11 protein-coding genes are annotated in these 12,631 nt (G+C 61.6%); 5 read left to right on the forward strand and 6 right to left on the reverse strand.

Annotation, left to right across the window (positions count from 1 at the left end; all coding sequences use genetic code 11):
- Positions 1-39: 39 nt before the first annotated feature.
- The 3 genes from NGM15_RS04795 to NGM15_RS04805 form a co-directional block, all read right to left on the reverse strand.
- Positions 40-474 carry a YeeE/YedE family protein gene (locus NGM15_RS04795; protein ID WP_253438240.1) on the reverse strand — a complete coding sequence of 145 codons (435 nt, stop codon included), beginning with the start codon at positions 472-474 and terminating at the stop codon, positions 40-42.
- A gap of 32 nt (positions 475-506) precedes the next feature.
- The gene (locus NGM15_RS04800; protein WP_425494494.1) at positions 507-995 is read right to left on the reverse strand and encodes a YeeE/YedE family protein; all 489 of its coding nucleotides are present in this window, start codon (positions 993-995) and stop codon (positions 507-509) included.
- 62 nt (positions 996-1,057) lie between these two features.
- A complete protein-coding gene (locus NGM15_RS04805; RefSeq protein WP_253435989.1) occupies positions 1,058-2,251 on the reverse strand; it encodes an MBL fold metallo-hydrolase in 1,194 nt (397 codons plus the stop codon).
- Between the two features lie 244 nt (positions 2,252-2,495).
- Here NGM15_RS04805 and NGM15_RS04810 point away from each other — a divergent pair, with 244 nt between their 5' ends.
- From NGM15_RS04810 to NGM15_RS04820, 3 genes are read left to right on the forward strand one after another with little or no spacing between them, the layout of a single operon-like run.
- On the forward strand, positions 2,496-2,741 hold the full coding sequence (locus tag NGM15_RS04810) for a sulfurtransferase TusA family protein (RefSeq protein WP_253435992.1): 246 nt from the start codon (positions 2,496-2,498) through the stop codon (positions 2,739-2,741).
- Between the two features lie 7 nt (positions 2,742-2,748).
- Positions 2,749-3,327: a DsrE/DsrF/DrsH-like family protein gene (locus tag NGM15_RS04815; protein WP_253435995.1), complete on the forward strand. Its 579-nt coding sequence runs from the start codon at positions 2,749-2,751 to the stop codon at positions 3,325-3,327.
- Between the two features lie 2 nt (positions 3,328-3,329).
- On the forward strand, positions 3,330-3,584 hold the full coding sequence (locus NGM15_RS04820; RefSeq protein WP_253435998.1) for a HalOD1 output domain-containing protein: 255 nt from the start codon (positions 3,330-3,332) through the stop codon (positions 3,582-3,584).
- A 135-nt stretch (positions 3,585-3,719) separates the two neighbouring features.
- On the opposite strand, the gene NGM15_RS04825 is transcribed toward NGM15_RS04820, so the two are convergent.
- The 3 genes from NGM15_RS04825 to NGM15_RS04835 form a co-directional block, all read right to left on the reverse strand.
- Positions 3,720-5,279 carry an aldehyde dehydrogenase family protein gene (locus NGM15_RS04825; RefSeq protein ID WP_253436001.1) on the reverse strand — a complete coding sequence of 520 codons (1,560 nt, stop codon included), beginning with the start codon at positions 5,277-5,279 and terminating at the stop codon, positions 3,720-3,722.
- A gap of 299 nt (positions 5,280-5,578) precedes the next feature.
- The gene (locus NGM15_RS04830) at positions 5,579-7,879 is read right to left on the reverse strand and encodes a PQQ-dependent sugar dehydrogenase (protein WP_253436004.1); all 2,301 of its coding nucleotides are present in this window, start codon (positions 7,877-7,879) and stop codon (positions 5,579-5,581) included.
- Between the two features lie 412 nt (positions 7,880-8,291).
- Entirely contained in the window at positions 8,292-9,416 is a 1,125-nt protein-coding gene (locus NGM15_RS04835) for a multicopper oxidase domain-containing protein (protein ID WP_253436007.1), read from the reverse strand.
- Positions 9,417-10,248: 832 nt separating this feature from the next.
- On the opposite strand from NGM15_RS04835, the gene NGM15_RS04840 reads away from it, so the two are divergent.
- Together NGM15_RS04840 and NGM15_RS04845 are read left to right on the forward strand one after the other, a co-directional pair.
- Positions 10,249-11,475, forward strand: coding sequence for an orc1/cdc6 family replication initiation protein (locus tag NGM15_RS04840; protein WP_253436010.1), 1,227 nt, complete (start codon positions 10,249-10,251; stop codon positions 11,473-11,475).
- Positions 11,476-12,019: 544 nt separating this feature from the next.
- Positions 12,020-12,496 (forward strand): 50S ribosomal protein L11, encoded by a 477-nt coding sequence (locus NGM15_RS04845; protein WP_253436014.1) that lies wholly within the window; start codon positions 12,020-12,022, stop codon positions 12,494-12,496.
- Positions 12,497-12,631 lie beyond the last annotated feature (135 nt).

Consider the following 12,631-nt stretch of genomic DNA (forward strand, 5'->3'; position numbering starts at 1 on the left):
CGAGGGCTACGTGGGTCGTGGGTGGGCGATCGTCGCCTCTCAGTCTGCACTCGACGGTGTCGTCTCGCTCGATGCGCGCTGGCTCCGCCAGACGCCCTGGAGGTAGGCACCGGCGAACATCCCGACGATCGCCCACAGGATCGTGACGTTCCCGATCCCGAGGCTGGCGTAGGCCGCGCCAGGACAGATTCCGGAGAGGCCCCAGCCGACGCCGAAGATGGCGCCGCCGATCAGGACGTTTCGATCGAACGATTTCAGGCGACGACCGTAGGTGTCGCCGGTCAACGGCGCCAGTTCGCGGAGGCGCGGCGTGACCCAGAACGCGATGCCCGAGACGACCGCCGCGCCGAACATCACGAACAGCAGGCCGAAGTCGTCGAACTGGAGGAAATCTAGCACGACTTCTGGCCGGGCCATGTGGCTGTAGGCGAGGCCAAATCCGAAGATCAGGCCGCCAACGAGGATTAGCGGCATGAACAGCGAGTGCCGTTCGGGCCCGCTCGCGCTCATGGGCTCACCCCCAGTGCGGAGACCAGCTGTGCGGTCACGATCGCCACCGCCAGGAACGTCACGACGCCGACGATCGAGGTTTTGGAAGCCGAGCCGACGCCACAGACGCCGTGACCCGACGTACAGCCCTTCCCGACGCGCGTGCCGATGCCGACGAACACGCCGCCGACCAGGAGTCGCCACGGCTGGACGTCGGTCGTCCAAGCGCCGCCCTGCCAGACGACGGCGTAGACCGCCGCCCCCAGGATGATCCCGAGGGTGAAGACGACGCGCCAGTCTCGAGACGCCCGATACTGCTGGAACTGGGACTGGTCCGAAACGTACGACAGCGTCGACTCGAGGAACGTACTCGCACCGGCGGCGATGCCCGTCCCGAGGTAGATTGCGACTGCGCCGAGACCGACGAGTAATCCCCCAATGGCGTACCGCGAGATGCCGTTCGGGAAGAGGTCGGCGAGCGGCGCCAATTGCAGTGGCAGGTGCAGTTGTAAGGGCAGTTGCGGGTACAGTTGTAGGGGCAGGAGTTCAGCGATCACGGGTATCTGGATCAGTCGTCAGCCAGGGAATCCTGGCTGGCGGCGCAGTTGTTCGGGCCGAGCTCGAGTTCGAACGCCTCGTCGTCCTCGGCGGTCTGCTGTCCCAGGTTCGTCGCGATGATGTCCTCGTAATTGGCCGGACGAGGCGGCATGTTCGAGAGGATCAGGTCGACGAACTCGTCTTCGTCCATCGTGAGTGCGTCCATGCGGTCGACGAGGTCGCCGATCGGCGCCGTGTACGTCCCGTCCTCGGCGGGGACGGCCGCGTCGCTGAAGTGAGCCCCGCCGACGAGCGTGTCCTCGGGCAGGGTCAGCACGCGCTCTTGCAGCGATTCGTACAGCGTGCGCGCGGCGTCTTCCGCGCCGTCGTCGCCCTCCTCGAGGTCCGGTCGGGCAACGCTTTCGACGAACAGGCCGTCGCCGGTCGCGAGCAGGCCGTCGTCGATCAGGTAGGAGGTCATCCCTGAGGTGTGCCCGGGCGTGTAGACCGCCTCGATCGTGGCGTCGCCGACCGCGAATTCGTCGCCGTCCTCGGCCAGCGTCACGTCGTCGGTGTAGGTGACCCCGCGGTCGGCCGCGGGCGCGGGGAGAACGCCTTCGACGCCCTCCTCGGCGAGCGATCGAAGCCCCGAGATGTGGTCCGCGTGTACGTGCGTGTCGAACGCGTACGTCAGGTCGACGCCGAGGTCGTCGGCGTCCTCGAGGTAGCGGTCGGTGAAGGCACGCAGCGGGTCGATCACGGCGGCGTCGTCGCCGTCGTAGAGCAGGTAGCCCAGGCAGCCAGAGGAGGGACGCTGGTACTGGAGCAGGGTACCGGCGCCGTCGTAGTTCGTGACTTCGTGGGCCTCGTAAATGCGCGCCCACCCGTTCATCCCGTCCTCGAGGTGGTTGACGTCGTAACCGCGCTCCTCGAGCGCCCCGGCGACGAACTCGCTGGCGCCGCCTTTCGCACAGAGGACGGTGACTTCGCGGTCGTCCGGAATCTGTGCAAGCACGTCGTCGTCGATTTCGTCGTCCAGGAATTCGAAGTACGGGACGTTGATCGTCTCGACGGTGTCACCCTCGATGCGCCACTCGTCGTAATCCGATTGCATGCGAGCGTCGAGGATCGTGACCGAATCTCCCTCGTCGATGCTGGCTTTCAACTCCGCAGGCGTGATCGAATCGACTGCAACGTCGGGCGTTGGTACGTCCATTTCGCTCATTGTGTTCATCCATCCGTACCGGGTGCTCTCACTTAAGAGTTTGCATGGTATTTCCCTATCTATACAATATTATGTCCGTCGTTGGTTCGACAGTATCTCGAATAACGTGCGTATTGGCACTTACGATTAGATGTAACTATCACCCCGGTATCACGGTGATTCACTAGAAGGGCAATAATCGATACTCTTTTATTCCCCTATCCGGTATTGTGTGGTAGCTCCAATACAGAGCAACCGATCATCAATGAGTTCAGAGTACACCGTTACGGAGACGCTCGACGTGAAAGGACAGTCCTGCCCAATGCCCATCGTGAAGACCAAGCAGGCCATCGACGACCTCGGCGACGGCGACGTCCTCGAGGTCGTGGCGACCGACTCAGGTAGCATGAGCGACATTCGGGGCTGGGCCGAGGGCACCGACGGCGTCGAGCTCCTCGACCAGGTCGAATCGGACGATCTCTACACGCACTACGTGAAGAAGACTGCCTAAGTATACAATGAGCACCGACAACGCAACCCCGTCCATCGACGGCAGCGAGTTCGACGCTGCCGACGTGGAGGCCCTGCTCGAGCGCGTCGAGGAACTCGAGGACACCGTCGCTGACCTGGACGACGACCAGAAGAAGATGACGATCGTCGCCACCCAGGGCAGTTTCGACATGGCGTATCCGCCGCTGATCCTCGCGAGCACGGCAGCCGCCTTCGGCTGGGACGTCGTCGTCTTCCACACGTTCTGGGGGCTCGACATTCTCCACGAGGAGAAGTCCCAGAACCTCAAGTTGAGCGCCGTCGGCAATCCGAACATGCCGATGCCGAACGCCCTGGCAGCCCTCCCCGGGATGGACTCGATGGCGACGAAGATGATGCAAAAGAAAATCGACGAGAACGGGACGGCCACCATCGAGGAACTCATCGACATCTCGCTCGAGAGCGGGGTCGACCTCCAGGCCTGCCAGATGACCATCGAGTTGATGGACTACGATGAGGACGACTTCTACGACGGCGTGACGACTGGCGTTGGAGCCGCGACGGCGCTCCAGCACATGGCCGAGTCGGACATCCAGCTCCTGGTCTAACCATGAGCATGGCACCCGACGACGCAGCCGATTCGTGGGCGACGAATCCGAGTTTGCGCGTCATCGAAACCGTCGCCGAGGCTGATGGAATCGATCCAGAAGCCTGTCATCCACCGCTCAACGACGTCGTCGATCCGTCCGCTCTCGACCAGATTTTCCTGGAGACTGGACCAGCGGCACCGTTCAGGCAGGTGAGCTTCGAGTACCGTGGCTACGATGTCACCGTCTACTCCGATGATCGCGTCACGCTCGAGTGAGAACTTCGTTCTGTGACTGCATTCGTTCCGTGACTGCGTACGTGCTCGAGACGTTTCGTTCGCACCGAACTCGAACGTTGATTCGGGCACGCGTGAGGCGGTGAGAACGGTGAAGAAGTGAGAACGGTAAGGCGGTTAGAACGGATACTCCCGACGGTCGTGCTGAAGCGAAATCCACTTCTTCTCGGTCACCTCGTCCATGATGTCGGTACCGTTGTAGCCGCCGACGCCGGACGCCTTCGTTCCGCTGAACGGAACGTGAGCCTCGTCGTTGACCGGCTGATCGTTGACGTGAACCATGCCCGTCTCCATCCGCTCGGCAATTTGCATTCCCGTTCCGACATCACCGGCGTGGACCGATCCCGAGAGGCCGTACTTCGTGTCGTTGTGCACCTCGACCGCCTCGTCGACGTTCGAGACGGAAATCACCGGCGCGATGGGGCCGAAGTGTTCGTTGCACGCGGCGGCCATGTCGTTCGTAACGCCGGAGAGGACTGTGGGGGCGACGAGCAGAGAGTCGTCGCCGTCCCCCTTTCCATCGTCACCGCTTTCGTTTCCGTCGCCACCCTCGTTTTCGTCGCCCTCGTCTCCGGCGCTATCCATCGGCACCGTCTCGCCGCCCGTCTCGAGTGTCGCCCCGGCCTCGACCGTCTCCTGGACGTACCCCAGCATCTCGTCGCGCTGGGATTCGTCGATGACCGGGCCGACTACCGTCTCGGGATCGTGGGCGCTTCCGACCGGGAGGGATTCGGCGCGGTCGGTGAGTCGGTCGACGTACTCGTCGTAGACGTCCTCGTGCACGATGTGGCGGTTGATGGAGATACAGACCTGTCCCTGGTGGACGAAGGTCCCAAAGACCGCCGAATCCACCGCCGCCTCGAGGTCGGCGTCGGCGGTCACGATGTGTCCATTGTTTCCGCCCAACTCGAGGGCGATCACGGAGAGGTTCTCGCCGCCGGTCGTCGCAACGCCGCGGCCGACGGGCGTCGAACCGGTGAACGCGACGACGTCGCTCTCGGGGTGGGCGACGACAGCGTCGCCGATGTCGGAGCCGCTACCGGTGACGACGTTAAGCAGGCCGTCCGGTAGGCCGGCTTCCTCGTACAATTTCGCGATTAGAAGCCCGCCCGTAATCGGCGTGTTCGACGCAGGTTTGAGCACGACGGCGTTGCCGGTCGCGATGGCGGGCGCGACGGCCCTACCCGAGAGATTGAGGGGGAAGTTCCACGGCGAGATTACCGTAACGACGCCCTGCGGTTCCCGCCTGACGAGATTTTCCTTGCCCGGAACGTTCGAGTCGGCCTGCTCGCCCTTCATGCGGCGGGGGAGCGTCGCGGCCTCCATCGCCTGGTCCGTAGCGATCTGGACCGACGTTTCGCCCATGATCCGGGAGCCGCCCGCCTCGTGGGCCAGGAGGTCGACGATCTCGGCTTCGTACTCCTGGAGCAGGTTCGCCACGTCGAGGGCGACGCGCTCGCGCTCGACAGGCGGGGTCTCTCGCCACTCGGCCTGGGCCGCTGCCGCAGCCTTGAACGCCGCGTCGACGTCGGCTTCCGACCCTGCGGGAACGCGTGCGATCTCCTCTCGAGTTGAGGGGTCCTGGACCGAGATTTCTTCGTCGCCGTCTGATTCCGTCCATTTGCCGTCAGTGTAGAGTGCGTTCCAGTCTGCGTCGATCGAGAAGGTATCCGGCATATCTTCTCCCATGGGAAACCGCTGTGTAATACCCAGGCTTGCCTCTTCAGACGTGGCAGAGTTAATGGACAGGTGCTCAACTGCCACGCAGATAGACTGTCGTACAGATCGAGATGTCCCAGATCGTTATGCTGGGTTCACAAATCGTCTCGAGCCTGGTCGCCCTAACACGAGGTAGGATCGTCGCCGTTACTGGTGCAGCGTTTTGTCTCCGGCCTCGAGGCGAAGTTGCGTTTCGTTCCCGAGGCGAACGTTGAGTTGCGTCGTCCTACCGAGACGAAGTTACGCAACCATCACAGTCAGGCGGTCTCGTTACCGCTACCTCCGTTTGATTCGGTTTCGTTAGCGTCGTCGGTCTCGTTCCCGTCGTCGGTCTCGTTCCCGTCGCCGGTCTCGTTTCCGTCGTCGGCCCCGTCGTCCTGCTCCGTATCGTCACCCTCGTCGCTTTCATCGTCGTTCGTCTCGCTTTCGTCTTCTCCCTCACCGTCTTCTCCTTCGCCTTCCTCCTCACCCGCTTCCTGTGCGACCGAATCTTCGTGAGGTTCGATCTCCTCACCGTCCTCCTCGGAGACGATGCGGAACACTTCGCCCGTTTCACCGTCGGTGTACCGCGCCGTCGTCAGGACGTACAGCTCGCCATCGTGATCCCGACCGAACGAGAGGATGAACCGGTTGATCGCGTTCTCGGGCGCGTTGGCAACCGAGAGCCGGTTGATGTCCCACAGGTCCTCCTCGCTTCGATCGGCCATCGGCTCGTACTCCTCGAGCGGTGACGCGAAGAGCGTCCCCGAAGGTCGTTCGAACGCGTTGCTCCAGTCGCCGAAGACGTAGTGGCCCTCGAGCGCCGGTGCCCCCTCGCCCTCGTAGACGTAGCCGCCGGTGATCGAGATGCCAATGGTCTCCTCGCCAACCTGGTGTGGGTAGTGGATGACGGGATCGAGCAGCGGTTCGCCGCCACGAACGTCGTCGGGAGTTTGCGACGGGCACTCCGAGGGCGGAGCGTTCGGATCGGCCGTCGAGAAGCACTCGATGCCCTCCTTGACGTTCCAGCCGTAGTTCCCGCCGTTCTCGACGATGTTTACCTCCTCGTACAGGTTCTGCCCGACGTCTGCAACGAAGAGACGACCCTCTCCGTCGAACGAGACCCGCCACGGGTTGCGAAGCCCCCAGGCGAAGTACTCGTCGAAGCCGTCGTCGCTGTCGACGAACGGGTTGTCGCCCGGGATGGCGTAGGGTTTCCCGTCCTCGCCTTCGTTGTCGACGTCGATCCGGTGAATCCCGCCGAGCAGGGTTTCGGTCGTATTCTGGGCGTTGCCGCCCTCGTTCTCGTCGTACCAGTCTTCCAGGTGACCGAAGCCGACATCGTCCGCTCCGCCGCCGTCGCCCAGTGCCCAGTACAGATAGCCGTCCGGTCCGAACACGACGGGGCCGCCGTTGTGATTGAACTGCGGTTGGTCCACTTCGATGAGAATCTGCTCCGTTTCCAGGTCAACCGACGCGAAGTCCTCCGTCGCCTGGAATTCAGCGAGGACGGCTGTGTGGTCGTAGGACTCTTCCGCTTCGTCCTCGCCGTTCGAGCCTTCGCTGCCGTTGTCGTCGGTCTCGTTGTTGTCGTCGGTCTCGTTTCCGTCGTCGGTCTCGTTTCCGTCGTCGGTCTCGTTTCCGTCGTCGTCAGCCCCGTCGTCAGTCCCGTTCTCGTCGCTCGAGTCCTCACGCAAAGGGGCGCTGTAATAGACGAAGAGCCGGCGGTTCTCCTGGTACTCGGGGTGGAACGCGAGTCCGAGGAGGCCACGCTCGTCGAACCCCGCATCCGTCGCAGCACCGACGTCGACCATCCGGTCGGTGAGGTCGAGGAACTCGGTCGGTTCGCCACCGTCGGCAGCAACGTGGTAAACCTGACCTGGTTGATCGAGCACGTAGTAGCAGTTTTGCTGACCGGGTGCCGTTTCGAACCCGATCGGCGAGACGAACCCGCCGGCGACACGCTCGAGACCAATCGTGGGCCCCTCGCCGATGACGTCGGCCACGTCCTCCTCAGTCTCGTCGCCGTCGGCACCGTCGGCCGATTCACCGATCTGGATGTCGCCACGCATCGTCCCCGGATGGACCGAACAGTAGTACTCGGCCATCTCCTCGGTCGCCTCGAACTCGAGGGTCTGGGTTTCGCCCTGTCCGCTCATGATTTCCGTCCCGACGATATCGTTCCCGTCCGCGTCCAGGATGATGATATCGTGGGGCAAGCCGTCGACGTTCTCCCAGGTTATCGAATACGTCTGTCCGGCCTCGAGCGTCAGCGTCGGATTCGTCTCCCCTTCGATATCGGATGGCGACCGCCCCTCCCAGCCTGAGGTGACGCCGCCGAGTTCGATCGTCGTTTCTTCCTGGGCGACGGTGAGGCCGCTGAGGCTCGCCACGGCGCCAGCCGTAGCGGTCGCCCGGAGGAAGGTTCGTCGTGACGGCCACGTTCGTCGACGAGTCTCTGTTTGCTGACTCGTTTTCTCCTGTGACGTCTCTTCGAGCGTCGTCCCCTCGAGTGTCGTCCGTGCGGTGTCGGGCGCCTGCTCGTTGTCAGGCGTCCGTTCGTTGTCGTTTGGTTTCATGTCCCGTTGAGATACTCTCCTGACGGCAGAATAACGTGAAGCGACTGTTCCGGCGGGTAATCGAGGCTTCTTTGGAGTAGTGGTCCTTTTCCTCGAGAAACGGCCTCGCGCGGCAGTGGTGGTGATCGAACTGGAACCAAAGACCAATAGAGAAGGAACGGACAGTCGGAGAAAATCGACACCAGGCGCCCGGTTCGGACTCGTCGGGCATGAGGAAAGATAGACGAGGAGAGATACACGAGGAGATACGGCAAAGACGCAATCAGGAGAGAGGAGACGCAAGAAGAACAGAGACGAGGAGAAGAGAACAGAAGAGAAAAGGTGGAGAACAAAAAGACGGGCGAAGAAAGGGATCGTTACGAGAATGAGAGCAGCGTTTGAAGAAAACGTCTGAGAGCAGGACGCAGTCTTCTCAGCCCTCGTAGCCTGCGTACCCCATGAGGTCGCTGAAGATGTCGGTGTCCATGACGTCGCGGTAGACGATCGCACTGACCATACCACCGGGGTAGAAGTTCCTGTTCATCGCGTGATCGACTTTGTGGCAGTGCGCCAGGTAAATTCCCGGGTCGGCGTTCGCTTCGAACTCGATCGTATGGCGCTCCGCGGGCGCGACGTTGGTGATGTCGCGCTCGTACTGCGCCGCTTCGGGTATCTGGCCGCCGTCTTTCTCGACCAGACGGAAACGGTGGTTGTGCGTGTGCAACGGGTGAGACATGTACCCCGCGTTGACGAAGTGGAGCCTGACCGTGTCGCCCGAATCGACGATCATCGGCGAACCGTCTTCGGGGTGGAGCGTCCGGGGCAGGCTCTTTCCATTGATCGTGAACACGTCGGGATTACGCTGGCGAGGGCTGTACTCGATGTCCTCGCCGTTCATCTGTCTAGGAACGCGTGAATCCCAGTCCTTGACCGTCATGAAGTACTCCTTGTCGGCTGGTTCGTACCCCTTCGGATCGACGCGGAAGATTCCGTACATCCCCATGTCGATGTGCCTGTTCGTCTGATAGTGACAGTGGTAGAGGTGTGTCCCCGGGACGTTCGCCGGGATCGTGTAGGTGTGTTTCTCGCCCGGGTCGACGCGAATACCCGTCGTCGTCGGCACGCCGTCGTTCTCCCAGGTCTTGTGTGAGCCGTGAAAGTGAAGCGTGTGCGGGTGACTCCCGTCCGTGTTGTCGAGCGTCACTTCCATGTCGTTGCCCTCGGTCGTTCGCAGGATCGGCCCCGGAACGCTGGGTTCCCTGTCGTCGGCCTGGAACGCCCAGACCTGTGGGAACTCGATTGGACCGCCCATCGACTCGAGCGGGTGCACAGGGTGTCGGGAGGTGACGCTCCGAAGCGTGACTTCTCCGCCCTGGTCGTCGACCTGGACGACCGACGGTGGGCTCGTCGTCGGGAGGTCTGACTGGGTGGCTGCTTTCGAATTCAGGTTCATCGGTGACTGACAGCCAGCGAGGACGGCAGCGCCAGTTCCGCCGGTTGCAGCCAGATATTGTCGCCGCGAGATGCCAGTTCCAGGGGCTCCGATGTGATCGGCCATGTACACCTGAACGTTTGAACTCCCCCAGTATAGCGGGTCACACCAGTTCTTATCCACTGGGAATGCGAGCGAAGATGTTCGTCCAGATGACTAAAGCAAGAGGACGGCCAATTCGAGGTCTGTCCGGTCGGTCGGCATTTCGTGAGGTGTCCCACCCCACCGTGTCGAGTGTTTTTTGGAGTGGGCCGGCCGTCGACTGAGGGGCGGTAGGGTGAGAGACCCCACTTTGTCGAGTGTTTCGGGTTAAGGGGTGGTGATGTCTGCGAGGCGAGCAAAGTCGAGGCGTCGTCGATGAAGGAGATCGGGTGGGTGAACTCGAGGCATCTTTGGGAGGGGTGGTCTGAAAAAGGACGGCGCCTCGACGGTGCGTCTCCTGACAGGGGAGGTGAGAGTAACGTCACCGACGAAGAAAATCACGATGACATCGTAATATCGAAAAGATAGTCATCGTCGAACGCAAAATCCCGCTAACGGAACGCAACGAGCGACTCATTCGGATGGCTCATCTGAACCGTCAATGCAGATGAGAGGTCTGAATCGAGCGTACGTCACCGGAAGAAGTGTCTCCCGGTACGCATACGGTGGAGAACTCGAGGGGTGAACTCGGCTATCGAGACAGCCTATCTGGCGTCTCGATACGATCGCTCGCGACGCGACATGGGTTGACCCGGAAAGGCGATCAGTTCGAGCTCCTGGGAGCGGTCCGAAACACTCGACACGGTGGGGTGTCCACCTCATCGAGGGGTGGTAGGGCCGACCGGAGACGATCCGTCGAACACTCGACGCACTCGACACGGTGGTTTTATATATCTTGCAGCGAGCAGTCCAACTAATGCCGCTGTTCGATCGGGACACGTCAATTTTCTCTGACGAGGACGTGCTACGGGAGGACTATCAACCGGAGTCGATCCAGGAACGGGACGAAGAGATCGACACGTACATGGCTTCTCTCCAGCCCGTCATCAACGGAGCACAGCCACGAAACCTGTTTCTCTACGGCAAGGCCGGCGTCGGGAAGACAGCCGTCACCCGCTATCTCCTCTCCCATCTCGAGCGTGACGTCGACGCCTACGACGACGTCGCGTTGACCGTCGTCTGGCTCAACTGTAACAACCTCTCTTCTTCCTACCAGGTCGCCGCGAATCTCGTCAACGAACTGCGACCGCCAAGCCAACAGATCAGCACGACCGGCTACCCTCGCCAGACCGTCTTCGATATGCTCTACACCGAACTCGAGAGCATCGGCGGAACCGTCCTGATTGTCCTGGACGAGATCGATCACATCGGCGACGACGATGGCATCCTCTACGAACTCCCACGCGCTCGTGCGAACGGCTACCTCTCGTCGGTCAAACCCGGTATCATCGGCATCAGTAACGACCTGAGCTTTCACGACAGTCTCTCCCCGAAGGTCAAGGACACCCTCTGTGAGGAGGAAGTTCACTTTCCGCCGTACACCGCCGGCGAGTTGCGCTCGATTCTCGAGCAACGAGCGGAGAACGCCCTGTACGAAACCGCCTACGAAACGAACGTGCTCTCGCTGTGTGCAGCACTCGCCGCCCAGGACACCGGTAGTGCGAGGCAGGCACTGGATTTGCTCTACAAGGCAGGGGACATCACGCGAGCTGCCGACGAGACGACCATTAGAGAGTCTCACGTGCGCGACGCCCAGCAGGCGCTCGAGCGTGGACAGATCCGCCAGGGAATGATGGAGTTGACTCGACACGGTCACCTGGCGCTGGCGGCGGTGCTCAGCATCGCGATCGGTGACGAGACGCCTGCCCGCGTTCGCGAAATCTACCCTGAGTACTCGGCGATCGCCGAACGGTTCGGGACGAAGCCCCTCGTTCGGCGACGGATGCACGATCACCTCTCCGATCTGGCCATGCAAGGTATTTTGAAGCGGTACGCCCGTAATCACGGTCGATCGGGCGGCCAGTACTACGAGTACGATCTCGACGTGACCCTCGAGTTGGCCCTCGACGTCGTCGACGAACTCGAGGACGTCGACATCTCGCTCGAGGCGGTTCGAGGCGCAAAACTGCGGGGATTACGATGACGGCGAGGAGTACGGTGATCGAGAACCGCCTGTACGAAAGCTACTCGATTGCGATCTAATCGTCGTCGACTTCCATTGATTCCAGTAGTCGAGTAGCCCCTCCTTTCGGCTTTCGAGTAGCCCCTCCTTTCGGCCCTCCACTAGCGTTGGCAGAACACTCGACACAGTGGGGTGGGGGTGTAACCCGCAGGACTCTGTCCTTCAGCCGATGGATATTCACCCTCGTCCAGCTGGATGTGATCTCAGACGGAAGCTCGCGCAACTAAACACTTGACACGGTGGGGTAGGTCACCCCAGATATCCGAATATTCTGGACGACCTCTCCTATCCTGACCGTTTCTCGTCGTCGCAGAGAAACACTCGACACAGTGGGGTGGGTGAGTCACGGATAGTCGTTCGAATAGTCACGTTCGAGCCCACCCGACACGGTCTCATCGAGGAATCCTCGTCTCGTTTCACTCGCTACGACAGACTCTCACACATTTTTCGGGCCGGACTGGACCGAATGGCAACCCTTAAAACTCGAGCGAGGATTCATTCGGGTATGGCTGGAACCATCGAAGCGCTCGTACCGGGTGGCCAGGCCAATCCTGGCCCACCGCTCGGTCCCGAGCTCGGACCGACGCCCGTCGACGTACAGGCGGTCGTCAACGACATCAACGAACAGACCGCGGCCTTCGACGGCACCGAAGTACCGGTTACCATCGAGTACGAGGACGACGGCAGCTACTCGATCGACGTCGGTGTCCCACCGACGGCCGCTCTCGTCAAGGACGAGGCCGGATTCGACACGGGAAGCGGCGAACCCCAGAAGGACTTCGTCGCCGACCTCTCGATCGATCAGGTCAAAACGATCGCCGAGCAGAAGAAACCCGACCTGCTCGCCTACGACACGAAGAACGCGGCCAAAGAGGTCGTCGGCACCTGCGCCTCGATGGGCGTCACAATCGAAGGCGTCGATGCTCGCGAGTTCAAAGCGAAAGTCGACGACGGCGAGTACGACGACGCTCTCGTCGAGTGACGACCCGAGCATCGAACGGTCACCCACTTCTCAATCACACTTTGGGGTTCGAGTAGCAGTCGCTACCGTTTTCGCTTCGTTGCATCACGTTCAATTCGACGCGTTCCGTCCTCGCTTCGTCTCGTCCAACTCGCA

The sequence above is a fragment of the Natronosalvus halobius genome (assembly GCF_024138145.1).
In the GTDB taxonomy this organism is placed as follows: Archaea; Halobacteriota; Halobacteria; order Halobacteriales; family Natrialbaceae; genus Natronosalvus; species Natronosalvus halobius.